At 38.7% G+C, this 25,892-nt stretch carries 23 protein-coding genes; 6 read left to right on the top strand and 17 right to left on the bottom strand.

Annotation, left to right across the window (positions count from 1 at the left end; all coding sequences use genetic code 11):
• Positions 1-46 precede the first annotated feature (46 nt).
• Complete coding sequence (locus tag MTQ00_RS06005; protein WP_273648121.1) at positions 47-316, bottom strand: bacteriocin-like protein; 270 nt, start codon at positions 314-316, stop codon at positions 47-49.
• 468 nt (positions 317-784) lie between these two features.
• On the opposite strand from MTQ00_RS06005, the gene MTQ00_RS06000 reads away from it, so the two are divergent.
• Positions 785-1,480 carry a VIT1/CCC1 transporter family protein gene (locus tag MTQ00_RS06000; RefSeq protein WP_273648120.1) on the top strand — a complete coding sequence of 232 codons (696 nt, stop codon included), beginning with the start codon at positions 785-787 and terminating at the stop codon, positions 1,478-1,480.
• A gap of 27 nt (positions 1,481-1,507) precedes the next feature.
• On the opposite strand, the gene MTQ00_RS05995 is transcribed toward MTQ00_RS06000, so the two are convergent.
• Positions 1,508-2,014, bottom strand: a complete 507-nt coding sequence (locus tag MTQ00_RS05995) for a hypothetical protein (RefSeq protein WP_273648119.1) — start codon at positions 2,012-2,014, stop codon at positions 1,508-1,510.
• A 312-nt stretch (positions 2,015-2,326) separates the two neighbouring features.
• Here MTQ00_RS05995 and MTQ00_RS05990 point away from each other — a divergent pair, with 312 nt between their 5' ends.
• Positions 2,327-3,250: an NAD-dependent epimerase/dehydratase family protein gene (locus MTQ00_RS05990; RefSeq protein WP_273648118.1), complete on the top strand. Its 924-nt coding sequence runs from the start codon at positions 2,327-2,329 to the stop codon at positions 3,248-3,250.
• Between the two features lie 30 nt (positions 3,251-3,280).
• A complete protein-coding gene (locus MTQ00_RS05985) occupies positions 3,281-4,189 on the top strand; it encodes a helix-turn-helix domain-containing protein (protein WP_273648117.1) in 909 nt (302 codons plus the stop codon).
• On the opposite strand, the gene MTQ00_RS05980 is transcribed toward MTQ00_RS05985, so the two are convergent.
• Positions 4,190-4,981, bottom strand: a complete 792-nt coding sequence (locus MTQ00_RS05980; RefSeq protein WP_273648116.1) for a hypothetical protein — start codon at positions 4,979-4,981, stop codon at positions 4,190-4,192.
• Between the two features lie 719 nt (positions 4,982-5,700).
• Here MTQ00_RS05980 and MTQ00_RS05975 point away from each other — a divergent pair.
• Both MTQ00_RS05975 and MTQ00_RS05970 read left to right on the top strand, forming a co-directional pair.
• Positions 5,701-6,186, top strand: a complete 486-nt coding sequence (locus MTQ00_RS05975; RefSeq protein WP_273648115.1) for a DoxX family protein — start codon at positions 5,701-5,703, stop codon at positions 6,184-6,186.
• 99 nt (positions 6,187-6,285) lie between these two features.
• Entirely contained in the window at positions 6,286-7,074 is a 789-nt protein-coding gene (locus MTQ00_RS05970) for a PhzF family phenazine biosynthesis protein (RefSeq protein ID WP_273648114.1), read from the top strand.
• A gap of 88 nt (positions 7,075-7,162) precedes the next feature.
• On the opposite strand, the gene MTQ00_RS05965 is transcribed toward MTQ00_RS05970, so the two are convergent.
• The 11 genes from MTQ00_RS05965 to MTQ00_RS05915 all read right to left on the bottom strand — a co-directional run bounded on the left by MTQ00_RS05965 (position 7,163) and on the right by MTQ00_RS05915 (position 21,269).
• Positions 7,163-8,680 carry a TSUP family transporter gene (locus MTQ00_RS05965; protein ID WP_273648113.1) on the bottom strand — a complete coding sequence of 506 codons (1,518 nt, stop codon included), beginning with the start codon at positions 8,678-8,680 and terminating at the stop codon, positions 7,163-7,165.
• Between the two features lie 4 nt (positions 8,681-8,684).
• Complete coding sequence (locus MTQ00_RS05960) at positions 8,685-11,561, bottom strand: TonB-dependent receptor (RefSeq protein ID WP_273648112.1); 2,877 nt, start codon at positions 11,559-11,561, stop codon at positions 8,685-8,687.
• Positions 11,562-11,797: 236 nt separating this feature from the next.
• Entirely contained in the window at positions 11,798-13,471 is a 1,674-nt protein-coding gene (locus MTQ00_RS05955; protein WP_273648111.1) for an NADPH-dependent assimilatory sulfite reductase hemoprotein subunit, read from the bottom strand.
• Positions 13,472-13,510: 39 nt separating this feature from the next.
• Positions 13,511-15,220, bottom strand: a complete 1,710-nt coding sequence (locus MTQ00_RS05950) for a diflavin oxidoreductase (protein ID WP_273648110.1) — start codon at positions 15,218-15,220, stop codon at positions 13,511-13,513.
• Complete coding sequence (gene cobA, locus MTQ00_RS05945; RefSeq protein WP_273648109.1) at positions 15,210-16,055, bottom strand: uroporphyrinogen-III C-methyltransferase; 846 nt, start codon at positions 16,053-16,055, stop codon at positions 15,210-15,212. Before cobA ends, MTQ00_RS05950 begins: the two co-directional genes overlap by 11 nt.
• A gap of 26 nt (positions 16,056-16,081) precedes the next feature.
• Complete coding sequence (gene cysK, locus MTQ00_RS05940; RefSeq protein ID WP_273648108.1) at positions 16,082-16,993, bottom strand: cysteine synthase A; 912 nt, start codon at positions 16,991-16,993, stop codon at positions 16,082-16,084.
• A 27-nt stretch (positions 16,994-17,020) separates the two neighbouring features.
• Complete coding sequence (gene epsC, locus MTQ00_RS05935) at positions 17,021-17,851, bottom strand: serine O-acetyltransferase EpsC (RefSeq protein ID WP_273648107.1); 831 nt, start codon at positions 17,849-17,851, stop codon at positions 17,021-17,023.
• 3 nt (positions 17,852-17,854) lie between these two features.
• Entirely contained in the window at positions 17,855-19,093 is a 1,239-nt protein-coding gene (locus MTQ00_RS05930) for a sulfate adenylyltransferase subunit 1 (RefSeq protein WP_273648106.1), read from the bottom strand.
• 47 nt (positions 19,094-19,140) lie between these two features.
• Complete coding sequence (cysD, locus tag MTQ00_RS05925; protein WP_273648105.1) at positions 19,141-20,049, bottom strand: sulfate adenylyltransferase subunit CysD; 909 nt, start codon at positions 20,047-20,049, stop codon at positions 19,141-19,143.
• A 10-nt stretch (positions 20,050-20,059) separates the two neighbouring features.
• Positions 20,060-20,773: a phosphoadenylyl-sulfate reductase gene (locus tag MTQ00_RS05920; RefSeq protein ID WP_172282549.1), complete on the bottom strand. Its 714-nt coding sequence runs from the start codon at positions 20,771-20,773 to the stop codon at positions 20,060-20,062.
• 79 nt (positions 20,774-20,852) lie between these two features.
• The gene (locus tag MTQ00_RS05915) at positions 20,853-21,269 is read right to left on the bottom strand and encodes an RrF2 family transcriptional regulator (RefSeq protein WP_172282551.1); all 417 of its coding nucleotides are present in this window, start codon (positions 21,267-21,269) and stop codon (positions 20,853-20,855) included.
• 230 nt (positions 21,270-21,499) lie between these two features.
• Between MTQ00_RS05915 and MTQ00_RS05910 the strand changes: the two genes are divergently transcribed.
• Positions 21,500-22,828, top strand: coding sequence for a hypothetical protein (locus MTQ00_RS05910; RefSeq protein WP_273648104.1), 1,329 nt, complete (start codon positions 21,500-21,502; stop codon positions 22,826-22,828).
• Between the two features lie 45 nt (positions 22,829-22,873).
• Here the strand turns inward: MTQ00_RS05910 and MTQ00_RS05905 are convergent, their stop codons facing one another.
• The 3 genes from MTQ00_RS05905 to MTQ00_RS05895 all read right to left on the bottom strand — a co-directional run bounded on the left by MTQ00_RS05905 (position 22,874) and on the right by MTQ00_RS05895 (position 25,890).
• Positions 22,874-23,368 carry a GNAT family N-acetyltransferase gene (locus MTQ00_RS05905; RefSeq protein WP_273648103.1) on the bottom strand — a complete coding sequence of 165 codons (495 nt, stop codon included), beginning with the start codon at positions 23,366-23,368 and terminating at the stop codon, positions 22,874-22,876.
• Between the two features lie 227 nt (positions 23,369-23,595).
• Entirely contained in the window at positions 23,596-24,543 is a 948-nt protein-coding gene (locus MTQ00_RS05900) for an alpha/beta hydrolase family esterase (RefSeq protein ID WP_273648102.1), read from the bottom strand.
• Positions 24,544-24,624: 81 nt separating this feature from the next.
• Positions 24,625-25,890, bottom strand: a complete 1,266-nt coding sequence (locus tag MTQ00_RS05895) for an NAD(P)/FAD-dependent oxidoreductase (protein WP_273648101.1) — start codon at positions 25,888-25,890, stop codon at positions 24,625-24,627.
• Positions 25,891-25,892 lie beyond the last annotated feature (2 nt).

Below are 25,892 nucleotides of genomic sequence, written 5' to 3'. Positions count from 1 at the left end.
AAAAAAACCGCCCTTTTCGGAGCGGTTATTAGTCTTTAATTTTTTATTAGTTGCAAGTGTTTGCTCCACAGCTAACAACAGTAATGTGTACTACGTTGTTGATTCCGCACTGCACCTGGCAAAGTCCGTTTTCAAGATTTTTGATCACTTGAACAACAGTTCCTCCAACTGCACCACCAACAGCACCGATAGTACCGCCAACGATAGTTCCAACACCTCCTAATACACCACCTACTAATCCTAAGATTGGATCAAGGAATCCATCTCCTGAAATAGTTTTCAATTGCTCTCTGTCTAATTTTTTTAAATTTTTCATGATATAATTTTTTATGATTAATACATCACTAAGATATGAAAAATTATAATATGACAAATTTTTTTTGAAAAAAATAATTAAATATTCTTATAATTTAATATTCGATTAATATATCGGGTGTTTAGTATGGATATCGTTTTTGTAAAAACACCCTTTCTGAATGCATTTTAACGGATATTAGGGGGCTTTTTTTCCGGAATGAATATTTATTTATAGATCCTGGTTGTAGCGTTGCGTTATTTTAATGTTGTATTATTGTTACAGCTCGCTCCTGTAAAACAACAAATTTCTAAACAAATGTTTGACCCCAGGAGGTGCATGTACTGTTGATTAGAGATTATAAATATTTTTTTCGAAATGAGAAATTGTTGAAATGGCGTTTAGCATTGTCTTTTTATTTTTACAAAAGTAGAATACGGTATTATTTCCTTATATTTAAGATGAGAATAACTATTTATTCATTCGTGTATGCATCATCAACAGGAAAAACATTATGTAAACAGGGTTGGTTGGCTGCGGGCAGCCGTTTTGGGAGCCAATGACGGTTTATTATCTACAACAAGCATTGTTATAGGAGTTGCCGCTGCAGAATCACAGCGTAACACGATCATTCTGGCTGCATTAGCCGGGATGATCGCCGGTGCCTTGTCCATGGCTGCAGGTGAATACGTATCGGTGAGTTCACAGGAGGATACCGAGAAAGCTGATCTTCTGCGTGAGAAAAGGGAGTTGGAAGAAATGCCGGAAATGGAACTTAAAGAACTTGCCAAAATATACGAAGAAAGAGGTGTGAGTAAGGAAACAGCAATGCAAGTTGCCGTTGAATTAAGTGAGCACAATGCCCTGGAAGCCCATGCCCGGGATGAATTAGGAATTAATGAGATCAGCCAGGCCAGGCCATTGCAGGCTGCCATTGCTTCGTTGGCATCATTTGCTGTGGGCGCCATGCTTCCCTTTCTTGTATCTCTTTTAGCTCCTATTGATCAGATGGTTTATTTTCAATATGGATTTTCCATTATTTTTCTGATGACTTTGGGAGCTGTTTCTGCAAAAACAGGAGGCTCAAAAATCGGAATTGCTGTGATAAGGATTTGTTTCTGGGGAACTGCTGCGATGGGGATTACGGCACTGATAGGACATCTTTTTGGAGTAACCGTTTCCTGATATTTGCCAACAGTGACCTCTGCCCTATTATTTCCTTTTGATGCCAATCATTTTTAATGCCGTAGGGCTCAGATAGATCTCATCAAAAACGGTAAGAGATTCAATATCCGTAAATGTTTGAAATTTTAAATCATTTTTATTGAAAGATAATTCTATCGATTCATCATAGGATGCTGTAATGCGTACGACCGAATACCCATTGTAGGCCACTTTAAAGCCTTCAAAAAAGCAGTTTTGTTCGGCTTTCTTATACACATTGTATTCTTCAAATCCGCTTACAGCAGGAGTATCATCGGAAAGAACTTCATTGTGCTTAAGCGATTTCCAGGAAGAATAGTTTTTAGGTTCCTTCAAGACATTCCCATTTGGATCTACAGGAACAAACAGGGCAAGCGTTAAGGGATGCCTCAGAAAGTTAGCATAATTTTTCATCAGATTTAATGTCTGAAGATCGGCGTATCCTTCGTTTGAATAATACTCAATGACAAAATCGGTCATTGGGATAAGCTTATGGGAAGCATCATTTGGCATCATTAATATTCTCTTTGTCTCGAATGAATTTGATTGTTGGGCAAATATACAAGTTTAGCATAAATACACCTCCTTCACAACGTTCAAGAATGCGGATTAGTACAGGAATTTCCGGTATTTTTTCTTAGAATAAATAAGGTTAGGAATGGAATTGGGATTTGTCATTACGTTAGAATGATCAACACCTGTGATTGAAATATGTGTAGGGCAAGAACAGAGATTATGTTACAAATTCAGGTGATCGGGATACAATTTCATTCAGATTATGCCCGAATTTTGCATAGGAATATAAGTCAGAAATAAATACTCATAATTATGCAAACAATATTAGGTGCTAATGGCCAGATTGGCGAAGAACTGGCAAGGGAGCTAAAGCGGAATTTTACTTCCGATATCAGAATTGTAAGCAGAAATGCAAAAAAAGTAAATGACACGGATACCGTCTTTTCAGCGGACCTCTCTGTTAAAGAAAATGCGGTTGAGGCGGTGAAAGGAAGTGAAATTGCTTATTTCACACTAGGGCTTCCGATGGACTCGGATCTTTGGGAAAAACAGTTTCTCCTTATTACAAAAAATATAATTGAGGCTTGTAAAGTAAACGGAACCAGGCTGGTATTTTTTGATAATACCTACATGTATCCTCAAAATGGTAACGTTCTTACGGAAGAAACACCGTTTGCTCCTGTGGGTAGAAAAGGAAGAGTAAGGAAGAAAATGGCAGAAATGCTTTTAAAAGAAATGGCAGCAGGAACTATGGATATTGTCATCTGCAGAGCTCCGGAATTCTATGGCCCCGGAAAAACACAGAGCATTACCAACGCTTTTATTTTCGATGCTATTAAAGAGGGAAAAAAACTAAAGGTTCCTTTAAGAGATGATAAGTTAAGAAGCTTAATCTGGACACCCGATGCGAGCAGAGCTACCGCTTTGATTGGTAATACACCCAATGCCTATGGTCAAACCTGGCACTTACCTGTTGATGATCATCGGCTGACTTATAAAGAATTCATTGCTTTGGCTTCGGAAATTTATGGACAGGAATTCAGATATTTTACAATTCCTAAATTTGCTTTCAGGATTGGGGCCCTGTTTAATGAGAAAGCAAAAGAACTGCAGGAACTTCTTCCCAGATATGAATATGATAACCTTTTTGATGATTCAAAATTCAGAAACAGATTCCCGGATTTTGAGGTAACCCCATATCGAAAAGGCATAGAACAGATAAAAAAAGAGCAGTAAAATACACGGTAACTTATAAAACAACAAACGATGAAAACTCCTGAAAAAGTATCTTCTATTACAGCAATGCATCATTATCTGAAGCTTAAAAAACCTACGAATCCATTGATCAGTGTTTTTGATTTTAATGAAGTGTCTGTGTCTCCGGATACCATTCTGAGTGCTATTACAACGGAATTTTACGTTATTGCGATTAAAAGTGATTGTGCGGGAAGATTCAAATACGGTCAGCAATATTATGATTTTGAAGATGGAATCATGTACTTTATTGCTCCCCATCAGGTGGTGCAGTTTGAAGATATTCTGCTTTCTGACGTTAAAGGAAGTGTATTGGTGATTCACCCGGATTTTTTGCAGGGCTATCCTATTGCTTCTTCCATAAAGGATTACGGTTATTTTTCCTATTCTGCCAATGAAGCTTTACACCTTTCCGAAAAAGAAGAAAATTCCGTTACGGAAATTATCGCCAATATACGGCGGGAAACGGAAAATAATATGGATGTTTTTACCCAGGATTTACTGATCTCCAATATTGACCTGCTTTTGAAATACTGTGACCGTTTTTATAACCGTCAGTTTTTAACCAGAAAGAAAGTAAATAATGATCTCTTAACGCAATTGGAAACACTGCTTGATGAGCAGTTTAAAAATAACAGCCTCATCATCAATGGAATTCCGTCCGTACAATTTATAGCGAACGAATTGCACATCAGTCCTAATTATCTCAGCGATATGTTGCGTGTCCATACGGGACAAACAACACAGCAGCATATCCAGAACCGGCTGATTGCAAAAGCTAAAGAATTGCTGTCTACGACTTCAATGTCGGTTTCGGAAATTGCCTATCATCTTGGTTTTGAGCATTCGCAATCTTTTCACCGTTTGTTTAAGAACAGGACTTCGCTTTCTCCACTTGAATTCCGGCAGACTTTTAACTGATTATTCTTTTGCGGCCTCTTTTTCCAGTTCTTCCTGAAATTCAATAAGGGCTTTGGTGGTTCCGGATTTTAAGCTTCCGTTCTTTTCTCCTTCATCCCAGGTTTTAAAAGCTTTTTCTTTTAATCCTAATGTATAATAATAGCTTCCCAGAACCGTATACCCTTCAGGCTCTCCCATGCTTATTATTTTCTTTGACAGGGCAATTAATTCAGGATGAGGTTGTATTTTTTTTGAGGCGATTTTCTCCGGTTTGGTCAAAAGCCCGGGAGTATACTTCATCATTTTGAGCCCAAAAAGATTCATGCAGGCCTTTGCTAATCCTTTATTACAAAGTTCTTCATTCACTTCATCGGTTTTTCCTGAAAACAGGGCTTCAAAATCCAGATCTGAACCTGAAGGACTTTTTGTCTTATCATAGTATTCTGCTAAAAGCCGGGCTTTGTTTTGAGCCTCCAGAGGACTCTTTCTGTTATTGACTTCGGAGCTGTCTTTTTTCTGAACCCAGACGCCTTTTTCAACCCAATTGGAAATCCCGAGCAGTTTTCCTTTTTTAATTTTAAAGATGAAAATGCTTTTATCAGGATAAATAATTAAACTGTCATTTCTTGTAAAATAATCTCCATAATCCATATCACCTATCGCAACTTTCCCGTTTCCATCGAAGTTAAAACTGCTGTAAAGTGTATCGTCACTGCTTGCTTTGTAATATCCCTGAAGGGAATTGTCGGCATTTTGTGCCGAAAGAATATAGCTTGATAAAAAACATAGTATCGACAGGATGCATCTTTTCATGGTGCCTAATATTTTTGGTGTGATTTTTATTTGTGCAAAACTATTAAATAAAAAACAGTTATAATAATTGATAAATATCACATCAGTAGTGAATGGATGTAAGGAATTTCACCCGTAAATATTTTATTACCTTTGTCTGGTGTAAGGAAGTGCTTATGGTGAAACAAATCGGTTTATGGCATTATATAAAGGTATTGAGTATATTTTTGATGCTTACCCATTTGTTGATCATTCAGTCTGGTACAAATTCTTTTACAGCTCCGACCACTGTCTTTTTTCACATTAAGGAAACTTCCCATAAAGAATGTGATAAAGTTATTCTCAAAGAAAACAATACAACGCCTGTTAAATGTAATGGCAATTATTGTTCAGGTTTCTCATCATTGTTTACTGCACCATTTTCATCTTTTACATTCGGTAGATTTGAAAAGGATGTAAAAAACCGGTTCTTTTTATATGATGATCCATCCTACTCTTCTTTTTTTTATTCGATTTGGATTCCCCCAAAAATAACAGCTTAATTTCTGATTGTCTTTGGTCTTATCCAACAATGACAGAACCTTATTATTGCTTACAATAATACTATCCAGGATCTATATGCCGGAATATATGCACATTGCTTTATTCCTTCATAATCTGTGATCTGGATTTCAATAAAATGCAAGGCCGGGATTTCTGTGCCTTCAATAATGTTTAATTAAAATGAATTAAAAAATATAATGAAAACAACCATATCAAACTTTGAAAAAAACAGCAATACCATTTATATTATCTGTAGAATCCTGATAGGGCTGTTCTTTTTTATCGCAGGGTTTAATAAATTATTCCACCCTATTTTCCAGGGATATATGTTCAATACCATCAGCAGTATAGGCTTTCCCTTTCCGGCGTTCACTGCTCATTTTACAGCTTTTTGCGAGTGTGTATTTGGCTTATTTTTAATGTTGGGTTTCTGGACGAGAATAAGTTCTGTTGTTCTGATGATCATAATTCTGGTAGCCTTATTGACACATGATCTGAATTCAATTCCTAAAGAGCTTATTCCGATTAAGCCGGAAACCGGAGTTTATGAAATGGATGCGTTTACCTGGCTGAGTTATTTTCTTTATCTGCCTCAAACCCTTTATTTCCTTTTTCTTACCCTGTTCTTATTCCGGGGATGTGTGGGATTTGGGATTGATACTTCGAAAAAAATAAATGCATAAATATACCTAAAGGTCCATCTGAAAGATATTGCCCCTGTTGGAATACCAAGATGAAAAGAAATTTTTAATTTTGCAGGAAACAAGTTTATATCCGTAATTATGAAATTAGAATTATATCAGATAGATGCATTTACAGATGAGCTTTTCAGAGGTAATCCGGCATGTGTTGTACCATTAAAAGAATGGCTTCCGGATGAAACTCTTCTTAAGATAGCTATGGAAAACGCGGTTGCCGAAACAGCATTTTTTATAGACCTCGGTTCAAGAATACATCTTCGCTGGTTTACCCCTGAAATTGAAATGGATTTATGCGGACATGCAACACTGGCAACGGCCCATTGTCTGATTTCAGTTTTAAACTATAACAGGAATGAAATTATCTTTGAAACAAAAAGCGGTAATTTAAAAGTTACCTACAGGGATGGGCTATATTATCTTGATTTTCCTTCGAGAATGCCTTCCCCGTCCTCTTTACCGGATTTGATTTCAAAATCATTGAATATACAGCCTAAAGAGGTATTTAAATCCAGGGATTATGTTCTGGTATATGATAATGAAGATGATATCAGAAACATCAAAATCGACAGGCAAATCTTTGATAAGATCAATCTGGACCCGGGTGGCGTGATTGTAACTGCAAAAGGTGACCACAGCGATTTTGTTTCAAGATATTTTACTTCGCAGGCAAGTATTCTTGAAGATCCGGTAACAGGCTCGGCTCATTGCTCATTAATTCCTTTTTGGTCTGACAGATTGGGGAAAAAAGATCTTTTTGCAATGCAGCTTTCCGAAAGATTAGGAAAGTTATATTGTGAGGATCAGGGTGATCGGGTGATCATTGCCGGAAAAGCAAAAACGTATGCTGCCGGACATCTGTGGACGGAATGATTTTTATAGGAAGTAATCATTACATCTATATTGTTAGCAAAAAAGCTCCCGTGAGGGAGCTTTTTCTGTATAGGTAAAATCCTGGTTGCTAGATTATCGATTTGATAATTGTGGTAAGGCTCATTGCAATAACCACTATTCCTACAACCACAAACATTTTCTTTGTAGGAAGCCTGGAAGTAAGCATTGCTGAAAAAGGAGCAGTGAAAACACCACCCAGTAAAAGTCCAAGCACGATATTCCAATGATGGATACCAATGGTAAAAATAAAAGTAACAGCACTGGTAAGGGTTAGAAGAAACTTAGCAACAGTAGAGCTTCCTACAACATAACGCGGAATTCTTCCTTCTTTGATCAGGGTTCCTGTAACCAACGGCCCCCAACCGCCTCCGGCGAATGAATCTATAAAGCCCCCAACCAATCCAAGAAGCCTAAGGTTGGTTCTTTTTTTTGTTTTTATATGATCTTTTGTTTTTTCCTTGAAAGCATTCTTAAGAATATTCAGTCCCAAATACAAAGTATAACAAGCGATAATAGGCTTTACGATATGCGCATAATATTCGCCGTAATGGGATAAGGTTAATGCACCGATCACAGAGCCGGCAATGGCCAGCGGAAACAGAACCCAAACCAGTTTTTTATTGACATTTCCCAGTTTATAGTGGCTGAAACTTCCGGCTGCAGTAGTAAATGATTCTGCAGAATGAATGCTTGCGCTTACTACGGGTGGCGGAACATTGAGCAACAAAAGTATAGTGGTGCATATTACTCCGTACCCCATACCCATTGATCCTGCTACAATTTCTGCCAGAAAACCGGTAAGAAGCATCCAGTAAAAAATATGGCCGTCCTTATTAAGGAACACCTGAATGTCATCCGAAAGGTTAAACTGATAAATAATAATTCCTAATACGCCTAAAAGAAGTAAAACTCCGATGACAGCGAGATATATGTTTGCTCTTCTCTGGGCTATTTTGGTAATGTGGATCAGCTTTTCGATTTCCAGATCTGAATTCGAAAAGCTTTTTTTTCCATCAGCAAGATATTCTGTCGTTACCCGGTTCAGTTCTTTTACTTTATAATTAAAATCTCCCTTTAGCTGGTTACGAATATCCTGCATATTGTCCAGTACCATATCCATTTCATCAGGAATGATTTCGGTAAATGTTTCCCTTAATCTTTTGGCAATGGTTGGCGATTTTCCGTTGGTTGAAATAGCAATTTTCAGACTTCCTTTCCTGACAATGGATCCTAGATAAAAATCGCACAAATCCGGTTTATCCGCAATATTCACCAATAAATCATGATTCCGTGCCTTTTCCCTGATCTGACCTGCGAGCTCAAGGTCATTTACGGCAATAATCGCAAGATCTGCATTATTAAAATCATTCTCATTATAGGGTCTTTCATGTATCTGGATATTAGGGAACCGGGCTTGTAAAGCTTTTACTTCCGGAATAATTTCCTTGGCTACCAATTTAATTGAAGTCTCAGGGGAATTACCCAGTACCGATTCCAGCTTTTCAAGGGCAACCCTGCCACCACCGATAATAAGGAGTGACAGCTGCTCCAGCTTTAAAAATATGGGATATAAGGAATTGCTCATTTAATTATAGTTTTAAATCATAGGTAAAAGCCAGATAATACAATCCGCCTATTTCAGGCCCGGCTGCATATTGAAAATAACGCCTGTTAAAAAGGTTGGTAGCTCCAACCTTTACATTGGCATGGATCTCAGGAAGCTTCCATGTTGCCTGTGCATCTATGGTGTAATATGCCGGAATATTCCCCGAGGCCAAAGGACTTTCCCATAAAAACTGATTCTGCCATCTTGCTACGACTGTAAATCCGATATTTTTAATGATCTCCCTGTTTCCTATACTTACATTTACCATCCATTTTGGGGTGTTGAATGAAGTAATGAACAGGTCGGATGCATTGTTCGAAGCCAGATCATTGTAAGAAACGTTAGCATTGATATTGTAGTTTTTAATAATATTATATCTGATTCCCAGAGAGGTCCCGTAACTTTTATAAGTACTGTTGCTGTTGGTATATACCCGATAACGATCCTGCTTGCTTCGGTCGGTCATATCCAGCACTGCATTATTGCTTCCCACCTGACCGTTTTTAGGTACGGCCACTTCTACCTGTCCCAGAAAACCTTCGTAGATATTATAATAAAAATCCCAGTCCAGAACCAGTTTACTATTAAAGAAAACCGATTTGTATCCTACCTCAAATGAATTGATCTTTTCAGGTTGTAACTTTTGAAGATTGGCAACGGCTAAAAGATTCTTATTGTCCAGGGCCGCCTGGTTAAGGGTTTTCCCTCCGTCTACATCTGCATTCACAGCAGAAGTGAATCGATCAATTGATGCTAGCGTGTAAGAATTTTCGAGATATCCTAATCCTTCGTTGACCTTTGAAAGTCCTCCGACCCTTCTTACATTTCCGTTGTTGACGAAAGACAATGCTTCAAATAATGAAGGAAAACGATATCCATTCTGAAATGATGCTCTGAAGTTGTGCTGGTTTACAGGAGAATAGACAATACTTATCCTCGGATTCACTTTAGCTTCAAATTCAGGATTTCTGTCCACCCTTAAGGCGGCATTAAGTTTTAATTTATCGTCAAAGAAAAGCTTGGTAACCTGGGCGAAAATCCCATATTTCTGATAGATAACATCCTTACCAAATGTTCCGTCGGTTAAAGGGATGTTTCTTTCTTTAACCGGCCTATTAAAATCTACAAAATTGTTTCCATCGGGAGTAATGCTGTAAAGACGGTAATCGATACCCGCAAGGAGATTGAATATTTTTACAAATCTGCTGAAATCATAGGTTAGCTCCCCTTGATAAAAACGCGATTTTTGCTCCAGTTTTGCTCCTCCGGTTGCAGGTGCTCCTGCCACTCCTCCATTGGCCGAATCCCAGTTATTAATCCCAATAATTGTATTTTTTAATTGTTCAAAAGCCGGGGTTCCCGGGACTACTCTGTTTTTATCGGCTTCCCTTCTGGCAAGAATAAAAGCTTCATTAAGGCTTACACCGGCATTAATACTGTTCTGCAAAGCCGTCTGAAATGCATTTCTCCAGTTGCTGTTAGAAAGATTCGTAAGATCAAGATTATCCGCTAATGGTTTCAGATTATAGGAATCTCCTGTATTTTCTATAGAGACATACGCTCTGAATGTAAGCTCTTTACCAGTCAGTTCAACTTTGTGATTCTGCACTGTCGCATTTTGGAGGCGGATTTTATTTCCCCTCTGGAAGGTTCCGTCCAGCAATCCGTACCGGTATACATATGAAGTCTTCCACTGGTCTCCAAAACGGTAATATAATCCCGCATCAAATTTAATGTTCTTTACTTCAGGACTTACAAGGTCTTTTTCAAGATACCCTGTTCTCGATACATTGAATGTGGTAGGTTTGCCGTTATAATCTACTTTTACGGCAACCCGGTTGTTTCTTTCATCTCCGTATTTGTTCCAGAGATCCTCTGCAGGGTTATTAGCTAATGAAAAATTGGGATTGGCCGTAATCAATGGATTGGCGTTCTGATCGGTTTGATTATTCGAGATCCAATCGACTCCGCTGAAATAAGAGGCATTAACTTTTACCGCCAGATTTTTATTTAAAACTTTTGCAAACCGTATTGCACTCTCCCCCAGAGAACTTATTTTATGATTAACGTTGTCTACATGATTCACGCCGCCCCGGAAATAAACGCTGAGCCCTTCGGAGGTAAAAGGATCTTTTGTCTGAAGGCTTGCCAGTCCGTTGATGGCATTCATTCCGTAGAGCGCAGAAGCTGCACCAGGTGTAACCTCCATAGACTGTATATCCAGCTCTGTAGGTCCGATTGCATTTCCTAAAGGAACACCCAATGTGGCAGATTGTACATCTACCCCATCTACCAGCTGCATAAACCGGAAATTATTGGGAGAATTAAATCCCCTTGAGTTAGGAATTTTTAAAGTAAGGCTGGACGTTAATAGTTGTAACCCTTTTACATTTTCAAGGGTTTCATAAAAAGATGCAGCAGGGCTTTCCCTGATCGCCCGGATATCAATCTTTTCAATAGCTATTGGTGATTTTAAAACTTTTTCCGGAACTCTTGATGCAGAGATGACCACTTCATCAATGATGGCATTCTGCGGATTAAGTTCCACCGCAATTTTATTGGATAGGGATAATATTTCCACCGTTTGGGTGAGAAAACCTTCTTTGCTGATGATCAGCCTGAAAGGTACTTTTACCCTTGTACGTATTTTAAAATTACCCTGTTGATCTGTTAATGAAGTATCCTCAGTGTGTTCAACCTGCACCTTTACGGTACTGATCCCTTTCCGGGTATCGGTATTTTTTATCGTTCCGCTTAACTCTACGAGCTGCTGCTGCGCTTCTGCAAGAGTACAAAATAAGAAGATCAATAGAAATACAGCTGATCTCTGCAGAAAATATCCCTGCTTATTGTTTTTCATTTTTTCATTTTTTAGGTTATGTGAATGAGCCTGTTTAAACTTTTAATAAGGGAGGATTCAGATATGTTTTTAAAAACAAGCAACATTAAAGTCTTTGTGGCTTGTGATTTAAATAATTTAAACAGTTAATGCTATCATTGATTTAAAATCAACAGCACATACACATTCGTTTACCTAAAATAGAATGGTTTTGTTTTTTAGTTTGTTTCTGACGATAAAATGGTTGTGTCATATTTTCAATTTAAGTTTTGTAAATAACGATAGGAGAAATCACCGAAAGTTTCTTCCTCTAGTTTATCTTGTATGTAAATTCCAAAAAGCTCATCAAGCGTTTCAATGATTTCTTCCTCGCCGATATTCTCTTTGAATTTCGTGTTAAGACGGGTTCCTAAGCGGTCTCCCCCAATGTGAAGGTTGTATTTACCATAAGCAGTACCCACAAAACCGATCTCTGCATTAGGTGATCTTCCGCAACCATTCGGGCAACCTGTCATTCTGATCGTGATATCTTCTTCCAAAAGGCCATATTTTTCGAGTACGGGTTCTATTTTGGTTACCAGGGAAGGCAGATAACGCTGTGCTTCTGCTAAAGCCAGGGAACAGGTATTTAAGGCTACACATGCTACGGAGTTTTTGCGCAATGCGCTGGCTCCGGTTGTATACCCAGAAATACCATATTCTTTCAGGAGACGTTCAATTTCAGGTTTATCAGCTTCTTTAATATCCGCAAGAATAAGGTTTTGGTTACAAGTAAAGCGGAAATTAACCTTGCCGGTTTCTGCAATTTTTAATAAACCTGATTTTAACGGGTAATTATCCGTGTTGAGAACTCTTCCATGTTCAATAAATGCGGTGTAGAACCAATTTCCTTCATGGTTTTGTGTCCAGCCGTAACGGTCTTTTCTTTGTTCAAACTTAAATTCCCTGGCGGGTTCGAAGGCAAAGCCTGTTCTTTTTTCAACCTCCGCTCTGTATCCTTCGATTCCCATTGTATCGATTGTATATTTTAGCCTGGAAAGTTTTCTGTCACTTCTGTTTCCGAAGTCACGCTGTACGGTGATGATTTCATATACCGCCTTTAAAACTTTCTCTTCGGTATCCACAAACCCTAATACTGAAGCCAAACGTGCATAGGTAGCCGCATTTCCATGTGTTGCACCCAAGCCTCCTCCTGCTGCAATATTGTAGCCGGCGATTTTATTGTTTTCAATGATAGCGATGAGTGCAATATCATTGATAAATACATCTACATCATTATTAGGTGGAATAGCAATTCCAATTTTCAGTTTTCTCGGAAGATATCTGTCCTGGTACAGAGGATCTTCTTCAACTTTCCTGTCGACTATTAATTCATCATCGATCCAGATATCATAATAGGACTTGGTTTTAGGAAGACACATTTCACTGATTTTACCGGCTAATTCATAAGCTTCCTTGTGCAATGGGGACTCCGAAGGATTCGCAGTACAGGTTACATTTCTGTTCACGTCCCCGCAGGCTGCAATGGAATCGAGATGCTGTATATTGAAATTCTGGATCGTAGGTTTTAAATGTGATTTTAAAATGCCGTGCAGCTGAATGGTTTGTCTTGTTGTAATTTTTATCGTGCCTGTAGAATGATCTTCGGCAATGCCATTCAATCCGATCCATTGTTCCGGGGTTAAAAATCCACCGGGTAGTCTCAGTCTGATCATATATGAATACAACCACTCCAGTTTCTTGCTTACCCGCTCCTCCCTTCTGTCCCTGTCATCCTGCTGGTACATTCCATGGAATTTGATAAGGGTCTGGTCGTCTTCTCTTATAGATCCTGTGAAATCATCCGCAAGACTTTCCTTTAACGTACCTCTGAGTCCGTTGCTTCCGGTTTTTATTCTTTCTACCGGCGAAAGGTTATCTTTATTGCTCATTATTATTTTCTTTTAATTGGTGATTATTTCCGGCAGATTTTAATAAACATCTTTCGCGTACCTGCCACTAAGTTCCATTTCCTCGAGATAGCTTACTGCTTCGGTTCTGCTACGTCGTCCTTCATCCTGTATGATATCCAGAAGAGTTTCTTCTACATCACGGCTCATCGGGTCTTTGGTTCCGCAAACGTAGACGGATGCTCCCCCTTCCAGCCAGTAAAATACCTCCTGTGCTTTTTGTTTCAGCTTATGCTGGACATAAATTTTTTCAACAGTATCCCTTGAGAATGCGGTATCCAGATGCGTTAATGTTCCTGTTTTCAGGAAATCAATCAGTTCCGATTGGTAGAGGAAATCTGAAATGAAATTTCTATCCCCGAAAAATAACCAGTTTCTTCCTTCCGCTCCCGTGGCATCCCGTTCCCAAAGAAACGATCTGAAAGGTGCAATCCCGGTGCCGGGCCCTATCATAATGATATCTTTTTCCGGTTCAGGCAGTTTGAAGTGTCCCGCGTCCTGAATATAAAATTCAAGCTCTTCACCTTCCTTAAATTGACTTAAATAACCACTGCATAAACCATTTTGCTTCTGGTCATCAATGAAAAATTCTGATTTCGCTACCGTAATATGAATTTCAGTATCACCATGCGCTTCCAGTGAAGAAGAAACAGAATACAGACGTGGGGATTGGCCTGTCAGTATTTTAATAACCTGCTCAAACTCATCAGGTCCCTTTACCGGATAGATCCTTAGAAGATCCAAAAGACCTAAACGGACATCCGGAATTGAATGACCTGTGATCTTGGCATATTGTGCAACGACAGACTTTAATAAATAACTTATATTAAGGTGTTTATGCAAAAGCTCCTGCACGCTGGCGGTAAGCTTTGTAGTTTGTATCTGCTTTTGGGAATTGATTCCGGTAAGCCGGATGATCTCGTCCACTGCTTCCTGTGAATTAAAAGGCATAATCCCTAAAGCTGCACCCGGTTGATAACTAAGGGTTTCTTCGGTTTCAATCTCAATATGATAGGTTTCTTTTTCTGAAGTGATGTCGTTGAGGTTGATGATTGCAGATATTTTTCCCTTATATTTTCTTCGGCCGGAAGGTTGTTTTGGAGCTGAAGCATTTTTTAAATTTCCTTCTGATGCTTTTTGTACAGCTTCAAAAACATGTTCTATCCAGGTTCCGGCTTCGCTTTCATAATCAATATCACATTTTTTTAAAGGAACAATACGTTTTGCTCCCAATAGCTCAAAACGGTAATCCACGTCTTCTCCTGTTTTACAGAATAAAGGATAACTGCTGTCTCCCAATGCCAGAACCCCGAACTTAAGATTGCTGAGATTGATTTCATTTTCATGGATATAATCATAGAATTTTTTTGCCAGAACAGGTGGATCTCCTTCTCCTTGCGTACTGATAATCACAAAGAAATAGTCTTCTTTACCAAGGTCTTTAGGCTTATATTGGGAGAGATCGGCTAATTTGACCTGAATTCCCTTTTTCTTGATAATCCCTGCAAGTCCTGTTGCCAGCTTTTTACTGTTTCCCGTTTCCGTACCGTATGCCAGGGTTATTTTCCTTGTAGTGATGGGGTCTGGCTGGTCTGTATGGATAGGTGGTAGCACGGCAGTCGCAGGAGTTCCTGCAAGACCGGCTAAATATCCGCTTGCCCAGATGGTTTCGTCCCTGGAGAATTCCCCGGATATTTGTTTAAGGACATTTAATTTTGTTTCAGACAGCATATTCGAAAAAGTTTTGAGTTTTTTGTATTAGGCTTCCATTTTCAACCGATTTAAAATAAAGACCTTCTTCTGCTGCATTTTCCAGCCACGAAAACTCTTCATGCAGATTCACGATCTTGCCGATAATCACCAGTGACGGTGAGGCAAATGTTTTACCTTTAAAATTATTTTCAAAGTCATCAAAAGAAGAAGTATATACCTTTTGATAAGGTGTTGTGGCCTGCTCAACGACAGCTATTTTTTTCTCATCGGAAATGTTCAGCCTGATGAACTTCTTAACCAGACCGGCAAGATTACCTTTGGACATATAAAAGACGAGAGTGTCGTCGGTCCCGGCCAGTTCCTTCCAGTATTCATCTGTAAGAATTTCAGATTTATAATAGGTTAAGAAACGGACTGATGTGGCGTATCCTCTGGCTGTTAAAGGCATGCCTGCGTAGGCTGCTGCTCCTAAAGCTGCAGTAATACCAGGGATAATTTCATATGGAATATGATTTTCTCTTAAAGTCTGGAGTTCATCCAGGATATTAGAAAATACTGATACATCTCCTCCTTTAAGCCGTACGACGGTTTTGTTCTGGCGAGCATAATCTACCATTAGAGAATTAATGACCGATTGAGGGGTAGAAGCATTTTTACTGCATTCTTTACCTACATATATTATTTCTGCGTTTTTGCTGACATAAGTCTCTAAAATTTCAGGACTTACAAGTCGGTCACACAGAATAACATCTGCTTCAGCAATAATTTTTACTGCTTTTACAGTGATCAGATCAGGGTTGCCGGGTCCTGCACCGATAAGATATACCTTGGGTGCTTTGATACTTGTATTCATTTAAAATCGGTTTTTAGTTAAAGGATTTAGAAGAGTCCTTCAATCGAAAGATACCTTTCTCCGGTATCATAATTTACGGTAAGAATTTTTGCTCCGGGTTGTATTTCAGGGAGATGTTTTGCAATCGCTGCCAATGCAGCACCTGTTGAAATTCCTACAAAAAGTCCTTCCAGTTTTGCTGCTTTCAGTGTATATTCAAATGCCTCTTCCTTACCTACAGTAATGACGCCATCTAGAAGTGTTATATCCAATATGGAAGGAACAAATCCTGCTCCCAGTCCCTGCAAAGGATGAGGCGCGGGACTTCCGCCGCTTAATACGGGAGACAGCTCTGGTTCTACAGCAATTACCCTGATATTGGGAAAGGTTTCCTTTAAAACTTTAGCAATTCCAGTGATATGTCCTCCGGTGCCCACTCCTGTGATTACATAATCCAGTCCGTCGGGAAAGTCCTTTATAATTTCCTGTGCCGTAGTTTCGGTATGTATTTTTACGTTGGCAGGGTTATCGAATTGTTTCGGAATCCATGAGTTCTGGATTTCCTCTGCCAGTTCGTTAGCCTTTTCAATAGCACCTTTCATTCCTTTTTCCCTTGGCGTGAGCACGAACTCAGCACCGTAGGTTTCCATAATCTTGCGGCGTTCTATACTCATGCTCTCGGGCATTACGAGAATAAGTTTATATCCTTTAACTGCAGCAACAAGCGCAAGTCCTATTCCTGTATTGCCACTGGTTGGCTCTATAATGGTAGTATCTTTATTTAATAATCCTTTTGCTTCTGCATCTTCGATCATTGCTAATGCAATTCTGTCTTTGATACTTCCACCGGGATTGCTTTTTTCCAGTTTGATCCAGACTTCATGATCTGAATTAAAAAGTTTATTAATCTTTACGACTGGCGTATTTCCAATCGTTTCTAATGCGTTCTGAAATTTCATACCAATACAATTTTTATTTTTCTCTTTTTATATAACGAAGTTCAGCGACTCCGGTAATGTGTTGTTATCTTTTATTCTTATTTCCCCTTTATTATACACCAGGGAATTAGACGGAACGCTTTGAGTGATCCATACGTTTCCACCGATAATGCTTTCCCTGCCTATTGTTGTATTTCCGCCGAGGATAGTCGCTCCGGAATATATAATAACATGGTCTTCAATATTCGGATGTCTTTTTTGGTTGGCTTTTTCCTTCGAAACATTCAAAGCTCCCAAGGTTACCCCCTGATAGATCTTGACATGGTTTCCAATGATGGCTGTTTCCCCGATCACGATTCCTGTTCCGTGATCAATAAAAAAATGTTCCCCGATCACCGCTCCAGGATGGATGTCGATCCCTGTTTTGCTGTGGGCATATTCAGAAATGAAACGCGGTAAAATTCTTATTTCCTGTTTCCATAACTGATGAGAGATTCTGTAGACATACGTAGCAAAATATCCTGGATAAGCAAGAAGTATTTCTTCAGGAGAATCCGCAGCGGGATCAAACTCAAGTATAGAACGGGCATCCTTGATGAGGTGATCATAAATTCCAGGGAGTGCATCAAAAAAGCTATCCGTCTGCACTTCTGCAATTTCTTCATCACCGGTTATGCTGTTGATCAGGCAAAACAGTTCGCCATATAATCTGGCAAAATTTTCTTCCAACTGATCTTTTATCTCTTCTTTTTCAGGAAGAAAAAGAACTTCGTACAGGGTCGTAACAAAATTTTTGGCTTTTGCTTTATCAAAAAAAACATAGCCGCTATTTTGTTTATTGTCCCGGATTCTATCGATTAAATTACTAAATGCTGTCATTTTTTATTGAATTATGCATGCTGCCACCGTAGAATTAGATGTTTCATCCACCAAAATTGCAGATCCGGTTCTTTTGTTATTAATAAAACTATCGTAAGCAAGAGGTTGTGCTGTTCTCAGGGTAACCTTAACGATCTCATTCAGCTTTATCTCCCCATCAGCCTGTTCCTGTACCAGCGTATTGACATTGATCTTATAGTCTACTGCTTTTACTATTGTTTTTACAAGTCTGCTATTCTGTTGTAACAGGTATTTATTACCGGGCTGTAATGATTTCTGGTCGAGCCAGCATAAGAGTACTTCCAGATCTTTTTCTATAATGGGAAGCTGTTCTTCGGTCGCAAAAAGATCACCTCTCCCAATATCCAGATCATCAGCAATGTGAATGACGGCAGGTTGTCCTTCAAAGGCTTCTTCAACTTCTTTTCCATTAATTTCAATTGCTGTGATTTCACTTGATGAAACAGCCGGAAATATCTGGATTTTGTCCCCTTTTTGAAATTTTCCACTTAATATCTGTCCGGCATATCCCCTGTAATCATGTAATTCCTCTGTCTGTGGACGAATTACATACTGCACCTGGAAACGGCTTCCACTATTCAATTCTTCATCAAGAGTTACCTGTTCCAGGTATTCCAGAAGAGCGTTTCCCTTATACCATTCTGTTTTAGAAGATAAGCTTACAATATTATCTCCTTTCAGCGCTGAAATGGGAAAATAGCTTACGTCATGTAAGTCCAGATTATCGGCAATCTTGGAATAATCGGATTTAATGCTTTCAAAAACTTCTTCCGAATAATCGACCATATCCATTTTATTAATGGCTACAACTACTTTTTTCAGCTTGAGTAATGAAGCGATGATAGAATGTCTTCTTGTTTGTTCAATGACTCCTTTACGTGCATCAATAAGGATGACCATCAGATCCGAATTGGAAGCTCCGGTGATCATATTTCTGGTATATTGCACATGGCCGGGAGCATCGGCTATAATAAATTTTCTTTTAGCTGTTGAAAAGTACCTGTAAGCGACGTCAATGGTAATTCCCTGCTCTCTTTCAGAACGTAAACCATCCGTTAAAAGCGCCAGGTCCACTCCATCTTCATTTTTATTTTTAGAATGCTTTTCAAGGACTTCCAACTGATCCTGTAAAATACTTTTGCTATCGTACAACAGTCTTCCGATAAGGGTACTTTTACCGTCATCAACACTTCCTGCTGTTATAAATCTTAAAATATCCATATCTGTTAGTTATAAATGATTAGTTATAAATGATAGATGATAGACGATTAAAAGTAGCCTCTTTTTTTTCTATCTTCCATAGCGGCTTCTGTTACACGGTCGTCGATCCTTGTTTCTCCACGTTCGGAAATGCGGGTTGCAACAATTTCTTCGATTACTGCATCTATGGTTACAGCATGAGATTCAACCGCTGCGGTACAGGTCATATCGCCTACCGTACGATACCGTATTTTTTTTGTAGTAATAAAATCGTGGCTTTCTAAGGAAGCATGTTCTGAATTGGCAATCCATTGTCCGTTAAAATCTACCACCTCCCTGTCATGCGAAAAGTAAATTGATGGCAATTCAATTTTTTCTCTTCGGATATAATTCCAGACATCAAGTTCGGTCCAGTTGCTGATTGGAAAAATTCTTACATTTTCTCCCTTATGAATTTTTCCATTGAAGATATTCCATAGTTCGGGACGTTGGAGTTTAGGATCCCATTGTCCAAATTCATCACGCACAGAAAAAATTCTTTCCTTCGCCCTAGCTTTTTCTTCATCTCTGCGGGCACCTCCTATACAGGCATCAAATTCAAATTCTTCAATGGTATCCAGTAAAGTATAGGTTTGCAGCCAGTTCCTGCTTGGAAATTTGCCTTTAGGTTCTGTAAGGCTTTTAGCTTTTATCGTATCTTCTACTTTTCTTACAACAAGGTCCACTTCCAGCTCTTTCACCAGCTGATCCCTGAAATTAAGAACCTCCGGAAAATTATGTCCGGTATCCACATGAACAAATGTAAAAGGGATCTTCCCGTGACGGAATGCTTTTGAAGCAAGATGAGCCAGAACAATACTGTCTTTTCCTCCACTGAACAGCAATGCGGGCCGCTCAAACTGTCCCGCGACCTCCCTTAAGATATAAATAGACTCAGATTCTAACTGGTCGAGATAATTTAAATGATATTTTGACATATTTTTTTCTTTATTTATGGATATGTAAACCGCATTCTTTTTTACTGGCATCTTCCCACCACCAGCGGCCTGCCCTGAAATCTTCACCTTCTTTTACAGCTCTTGTACAGGGCTCACAGCCAATGCTGACGAATCCTTTTTTATGCAGATGATTATAGGGTAAGTGGTTAGTCTGAACATACTCCAGGACCTGGTCTGAAGTCCAGTGAAGCAATGGATGGAATTTGATGATCCTGTTATCTTCGTCCCATTCCAATTGCGGCATATTTTGTCTGTTGGCAGAATGTTCGGATCTCAATCCAGTTATCCATACTTTATAACCCTGCAATGCCTTTTTCAAAGGGTGTACTTTACGGATTGTACAGCATGCCTTCCTCTGCTCCACCGATTGATAAAATGAGTCCGGTCCGTTTTGTGAAACAAACTCTCTTATTTCTTCCGTATCGGGATAATAGGCTTTGATGTTCTTTTTAAAGAAAGCCCTGCTGGCTGTCCATGTTTCATAGGTTTGTTCAAAGAGCCTCCCGGTATCCAACGTGAAAATATCAATATCAAGATTTTTTATCAGGTGAGTGATTATTTGATCTTCGTAGCTGAAGCTTGTTGAAAAAATAACCTCACCCGGAAACCTTTCTGCAAGTAATTGTAGAAACTCAGTATTAACAGCATGGTCAGAGACTTCTTCAAGCAGTTTTTCGAATTCTTTTTTCAGATTATTTTCCATTTGAGATTGAAATTATTCCTGCAAATATATATAATCCTATTAATCCTACCAAATTAGTAGTATTTAAAATTAAAAAAAACTAACTTTTTTTCATAAACGTAGTCAGAGTGGCCTCCATCATGCTTTTTCTTGTTTTTTCCCTTACGATAATAAATTCATTTCTCAGATAACAGGTTTCTTCATCCACACAATCATCACAGGGTTCATAAAAGTTTAAGGAAACACATGGCGCCAATGCAATAGGACCGTCGAAAATCCTGTAAATATCAGCGAGAGAAACTTCGTCAGGAGATTTCAGTAAATAATATCCTCCTGTTTTTCCCTGTTTGCTGTTCACCAGTTTTACCCTCTTCAGCTCTAAAAGAATTTGTTCTAAAAATTTTCTGGGAATATGCTCATCTTGTGCTATAACAGACGTAGGCAGAAAGCCCTGATTGTAATTTCTTGCTAACCTGACCATTGCTTTTAAAGCATATTTGCAACGTTTGGACATCATAATGACTGCAAGTTATAACATTTTCTTTTATTAATGAAATGTTTTTCAGGTGGGAATATATAGCCATTTTGTAAAATTGTTGATTGGCCACCCGTCAGGACAGTAATTATTTATTCTGAAGAGATCTTGAAAAGCTGCATAGAGAACTTTTTTAATAGTACATATTAAGTTTTAAAAGACCCCTACTCGCTTTAAGATTAACCTGTTATCTTTATGATCAAACTATTGATATGAGACAAAGATTAGAGTTCTTAAGTATTTTAATGGTACTTATTTTTCTGGTTGGCTGCCAGCAATCCCCTCAAAATAGAGTGTCTTTCAAGAAAGTAACGATAACAAAAAAGATCATATATACTGCATCTTTATATCCAAGCTATAATGCTAATTATGTGCCTCCTGTGGGATTGAAACCTTTTGAGCTGAGTCAGGACTATCCTAAAGAATTGGTTTTAGAAAATTATCCCTGGCAAAGTATTGATTTCACCAAAGATCCTCAGCTTTACATGCATACGGTTTTACACTATTGTCTGGAAGGTAATACAGACGTGAATTTCAGAGGTCAGGAAAACCGGATCAGAAAATGGTACCATGCTCCATGGCTTCACGATGATGAAAAATATGCAGGTACTGACTATATAGGAAATGGTCGGGAGTATATCCATGGCCTGACAAGAGAATTTGCAACCCCAAAATACAAACTGCACGATCTTCAGGATGTTGAGCTGGAAAACTGGGCAGTCGGTATATATAATTCTCCGGGAGGATATACGTTAGGGCAAGTCTGGCCGGGAGCAAAACAAAGTCCTGATCCCGGGAAATCCCATTTCCCCGAAGGAACGGTAAGTTTTAAGCTGCTGTTTACAGATGCCGATACCAAAAAGCTTCCCTTCCTGAACAATACGCTTGAATGGAAAGCAAATATCTATTTGTGCAATCCCAATGCCGAGTGTGCCAACAAAAAAAGGATTGATCGTACTGTTCGGTTACTGCAGATCGATATTGCTGTAAAAGATCATAGAGCATTAAAAACGGGTTGGGTATACGGTACGTTTATGTATGATGGATCAGAGAAAGGAAAAACAGTCTGGGAGAGAATGGTTCCGGTAGGATTAAGCTGGGGGAATGATTCGGGTGTGGTGAAGGATCTTAACCGGGATGGTGCATTTATCAACCGGGAATTAACGGAATCATTTATTAATCCTGCATTGATCGGGTCGAAAGAAAATTATTATGCTGCTTTTCTCAAATATCATGGATTGGGTGGAAGGCTTAATGGTCCGATTGATAATCCTGTCTCATCCTGTATCTCTTGTCACGGAAATGCAGCAGTAAATGATAGAGGCGTTACTTTGCCTCTTGGTGATTTTAAAAGTTCTACAACACGGCAGAATTATTCCCCGGAATCATTCAGACAATTTTTTAAAGATATCGCGCCGGGTGCAAATGAGATCAGCTACAAAGGAGAAAATTATGTAACCACCGATTATTCCTTGCAGATTTCAACGGGGATTAGAAATTACTATGCAAATAAGAAATCTCTGAGTGGGAATGAGAAGTGAGATGTTTTTTCCGCAAACCGGGCAGAATTAAACAAACATACTTATTTAATTTTTCTGAAATATAAAATAGGCCAATTCCTCATTTTCCCTTGCCAGGTTTTCCATCCTGTTAAAGCCATTTTTAACAAGAACTTTTTGTGATGCGATATTATCCAGATCAGTTACGGCAACGATATCTTTTGTTTCTCTTAGTGAAAGACAATACCCGACAAGGGCTTTGCATACAAGAGTTGCTACCCCTTTTCCCCAATAATTTTCACTGAGTACGTATCCGATTTCGGTTTGTTCAGGATGATCTGCAAAGATTCTGGCAACCCCCATTCCTATAAAGTCATTATTTTCAGCATTAAAAATTCCCCATCTGCTGAGTGAACCTTCTTTATAATCTGATAAAGCTTTTTCGAACATTTCTATATATTCCTGATGGGTTTTATGGGGCAGAAAGCTGGTAACGTTTTTATTTTCGAAAAGAGAAAGAAAAAGAGGTAATTCCTGATGGGTAAACTCACGTATGATGATGGTATCGTCTTGATAATGCATAAGAATATTTTAACGATTATAAAATTACATAAATAACTGTAAAATGAGTAATGATATTAATCAGAAAGGGCTTAACGCCATTGTTGGTCATTAAGCCTTATCAACATTCAACTATATATTTATTATTTTTAATAGACCACCTGTCAAATCTTTGATTTGCCACCCTCAGTAGGAGGAAAATTTTAAGTTGTTTTAAATGGTGGTGTTTTGTTTTAGAAATGTGTCAATTAAAAAGTTTTGAACCAATCTGTTACTGCTTTGAAGTAATAATCTGGGGGTTGGTGACCAGGAAGACTGCCACTGCCTGAGTATTGTCCGGTTTTATAAAGGCTAAGCTTTACGGCTGCTGTGCCCCCACCATACGTTTTTGTAACATCAGTACTGCTTCCAATTGGTGTAGATGTGGGGGTACCGCTTGTTCCGTTTTTCAGTCTCCAGAAATCAGCTTGCTGTATTCCGAAGAGCCCATTAGGACTGATGTTACCAAAATGATCATCATTAAGCCCAAAGAACACCCACACGGCCGTGTTTCCGTGATAATTGGAATTAGCAACATAATTACCATTGCTATTTTCAAACCAAAATGGTCTATTGGATGCTATGGGAGCAATAGCTGTGAATACTCCATTTAAGAAATAAGCTGTAACATTGGTCATATCACCGCCCCAGGAATGTCCGGTAGCAAAAATACGGTTGTTATCAATGGTATATTCATTTTTGATCAATGCAAGAAGTTCTTTTGTGAATTGAATATCATGCATTCCTCCATATTGTCCGGCATAGCTTCCAAGAGCCCAACCTGTTCCAGTACCCCATATGTATTTCTGATCAGGATAAACAAAAATTGTATTGTCCATTAATTTTTCCAGTCCAGGAGTGTTGGAATTCCAACCTTGTCCCATCCATTCATGCATAAATTCTCCGGTCGAATCTGTTCCTGCAAAAACAAAAACCAAACGGTATTTTTTAGTATCGTCATAATTTTCAGGAATCGAAATGTAGTAACTTCTCTCTCCACCTGCTTCGGGTGAAAAAGTGTATTCTCTCTGTTCGCCGATTAAAGAAACATTCTTAGCCATAGTTGTGGGTTTTGCCTCTGGCTGGTCTGTTATGGTCTCCAATTCTTTGCTTTCACATGAATAGCAAAGCAGGAAATTGAGTAATAATAGCATCATTGTGATAGGTGTTGTTTTCATTATTAATTATGGTGTGATTTTGGTGTTGAATTGTAAAATGTCGAATGTAAAATGTAATTTTTAGCTAAATCTTTCGGGATTGAATTTACTGATATCGGCTGTTGGTTTTTGACCATTGGCGATTTCGGAAACTGTTTTTCCAAAAACGGGTCCAAGACTGAGTCCCATCATTCCACCGCCACCTGCAATAATTAAATTGTCAAGTTTAGAAGATTGTCCTAAATATGGAAGTCCGTCTGGAGCACAGGGTCTGTATCCAAACCAAACATCAGATTCTTTTGGTATTTGTACCTGAAAGTCCGGCATATACTTAGGGATTGATTGTACAATACCTTCTACTCTGTTCATGTTCTTTTTATCACGATGAGGTGCAAGCTCCATGGTACCCCCAAAGCGTATTTGTCCTCCCATTGGCGTTACTGCTACTCTGGCTTCCAGTAATAATGCAGCGTGTTCCAGTTTGTTGGATGGGTTGTCTGGTTGATGCATGAATGAATATCCTTTACCAGGCATTAAATGGATTTTAATTTCTGCTTTTTGTGCCAGTTCCGGAAGAAAAGACCCTCCCGTCATTACATAATGATCTGCAGTGAATTTTTTGCCATTTGCAATAATGCCTTTAATTGTTCTTCCTTGTATTTCAAATCCCGTTACCTCATGTTGAGTATAGAAAACAACCCCATTGTTTTTAAGATATGAGATCATCTGACTCATCAGTTTTATAGGATTCATGTGACCATCACATTTATAATTAATTCCACCAATGACATCCAGCTTAGCATGCGGCTCTAAGCTTTGAATTTCTTTCTGATCAAGAATCTCAACAGGCAGTTCTAATTTGATAGCAGTATGAGCAAGTTCAATTTCTTCTTCAGCGACTTTTTCTGTTTTATAAAGCATAAGGATTCCATTCTGAGTAAGCTCAAAATTAAATTCTTCTTTTTTAGCGAGCTCATTATAAAGCTGGCTGCTTGCTAAATTAAGATCCCGGATAGCCGATGCAGAACGATCTACATGCTTCTGATTGGAATGTTTTAAAAATTTCAACCCCCAGGATAGTAGTTGTGAGCTTAGTGAAGGTCTTACATAAAACGGACTCTTACTGTCAAACATCCATCGGATACCTTGTGTCACTACTCCTGGTGCAGCTAAAGGTGTAAAATGACTCGGAACAATCATTCCTGCATTGCCATAAGAGCAATTGTTGGACAGATCATTCTGTTCCAGAATTTCTACCTGCCAGCCTTTTTGTAAGAGGTAGTATGCAGAGCTTAATCCTACGATTCCTGCACCAATAACCAGTGCTTTTCCTTTATTTTGTGTCATTT

Source organism: Chryseobacterium sp. B21-037 (assembly GCF_028570785.1).
In the GTDB taxonomy this organism is placed as follows: domain Bacteria; phylum Bacteroidota; class Bacteroidia; order Flavobacteriales; family Weeksellaceae; genus Chryseobacterium; species Chryseobacterium proteolyticum.
The sequence above is the reverse complement of the archived record's forward strand: the minus strand, read 5'-3'. Positions and strand labels throughout refer to the sequence as shown.

Bases quoted from the DNA above. Each gene is read 5' to 3' on its own strand.
- MTQ00_RS06005 (WP_273648121.1), bottom strand. From the start codon at position 316: ATGAAAAATTTAAAAAAATTAGACAGAGAGCAATTGAAAACTATTTCA.
- MTQ00_RS06000 (WP_273648120.1), top strand. From the start codon at position 785: ATGCATCATCAACAGGAAAAACATTATGTAAACAGGGTTGGTTGGCTG.
- MTQ00_RS05995 (WP_273648119.1), bottom strand. From the start codon at position 2,014: ATGATGCCAAATGATGCTTCCCATAAGCTTATCCCAATGACCGATTTT.
- MTQ00_RS05990 (WP_273648118.1), top strand. From the start codon at position 2,327: ATGCAAACAATATTAGGTGCTAATGGCCAGATTGGCGAAGAACTGGCA.
- MTQ00_RS05985 (WP_273648117.1), top strand. From the start codon at position 3,281: ATGAAAACTCCTGAAAAAGTATCTTCTATTACAGCAATGCATCATTAT.
- MTQ00_RS05980 (WP_273648116.1), bottom strand. From the start codon at position 4,981: ATGAAAAGATGCATCCTGTCGATACTATGTTTTTTATCAAGCTATATT.
- MTQ00_RS05975 (WP_273648115.1), top strand. From the start codon at position 5,701: ATGAAAACAACCATATCAAACTTTGAAAAAAACAGCAATACCATTTAT.
- MTQ00_RS05970 (WP_273648114.1), top strand. From the start codon at position 6,286: ATGAAATTAGAATTATATCAGATAGATGCATTTACAGATGAGCTTTTC.
- MTQ00_RS05965 (WP_273648113.1), bottom strand. From the start codon at position 8,680: ATGAGCAATTCCTTATATCCCATATTTTTAAAGCTGGAGCAGCTGTCA.
- MTQ00_RS05960 (WP_273648112.1), bottom strand. From the start codon at position 11,561: ATGAAAAACAATAAGCAGGGATATTTTCTGCAGAGATCAGCTGTATTT.
- MTQ00_RS05955 (WP_273648111.1), bottom strand. From the start codon at position 13,471: ATGAGCAATAAAGATAACCTTTCGCCGGTAGAAAGAATAAAAACCGGA.
- MTQ00_RS05950 (WP_273648110.1), bottom strand. From the start codon at position 15,220: ATGCTGTCTGAAACAAAATTAAATGTCCTTAAACAAATATCCGGGGAA.
- cobA (WP_273648109.1), bottom strand. From the start codon at position 16,055: ATGAATACAAGTATCAAAGCACCCAAGGTATATCTTATCGGTGCAGGA.
- cysK (WP_273648108.1), bottom strand. From the start codon at position 16,993: ATGAAATTTCAGAACGCATTAGAAACGATTGGAAATACGCCAGTCGTA.
- epsC (WP_273648107.1), bottom strand. From the start codon at position 17,851: ATGACAGCATTTAGTAATTTAATCGATAGAATCCGGGACAATAAACAA.
- MTQ00_RS05930 (WP_273648106.1), bottom strand. From the start codon at position 19,093: ATGGATATTTTAAGATTTATAACAGCAGGAAGTGTTGATGACGGTAAA.
- cysD (WP_273648105.1), bottom strand. From the start codon at position 20,049: ATGTCAAAATATCATTTAAATTATCTCGACCAGTTAGAATCTGAGTCT.
- MTQ00_RS05920 (WP_172282549.1), bottom strand. From the start codon at position 20,773: ATGGAAAATAATCTGAAAAAAGAATTCGAAAAACTGCTTGAAGAAGTC.
- MTQ00_RS05915 (WP_172282551.1), bottom strand. From the start codon at position 21,269: ATGATGTCCAAACGTTGCAAATATGCTTTAAAAGCAATGGTCAGGTTA.
- MTQ00_RS05910 (WP_273648104.1), top strand. From the start codon at position 21,500: ATGAGACAAAGATTAGAGTTCTTAAGTATTTTAATGGTACTTATTTTT.
- MTQ00_RS05905 (WP_273648103.1), bottom strand. From the start codon at position 23,368: ATGCATTATCAAGACGATACCATCATCATACGTGAGTTTACCCATCAG.
- MTQ00_RS05900 (WP_273648102.1), bottom strand. From the start codon at position 24,543: ATGATGCTATTATTACTCAATTTCCTGCTTTGCTATTCATGTGAAAGC.
- MTQ00_RS05895 (WP_273648101.1), bottom strand. From the start codon at position 25,890: ATGACACAAAATAAAGGAAAAGCACTGGTTATTGGTGCAGGAATCGTA.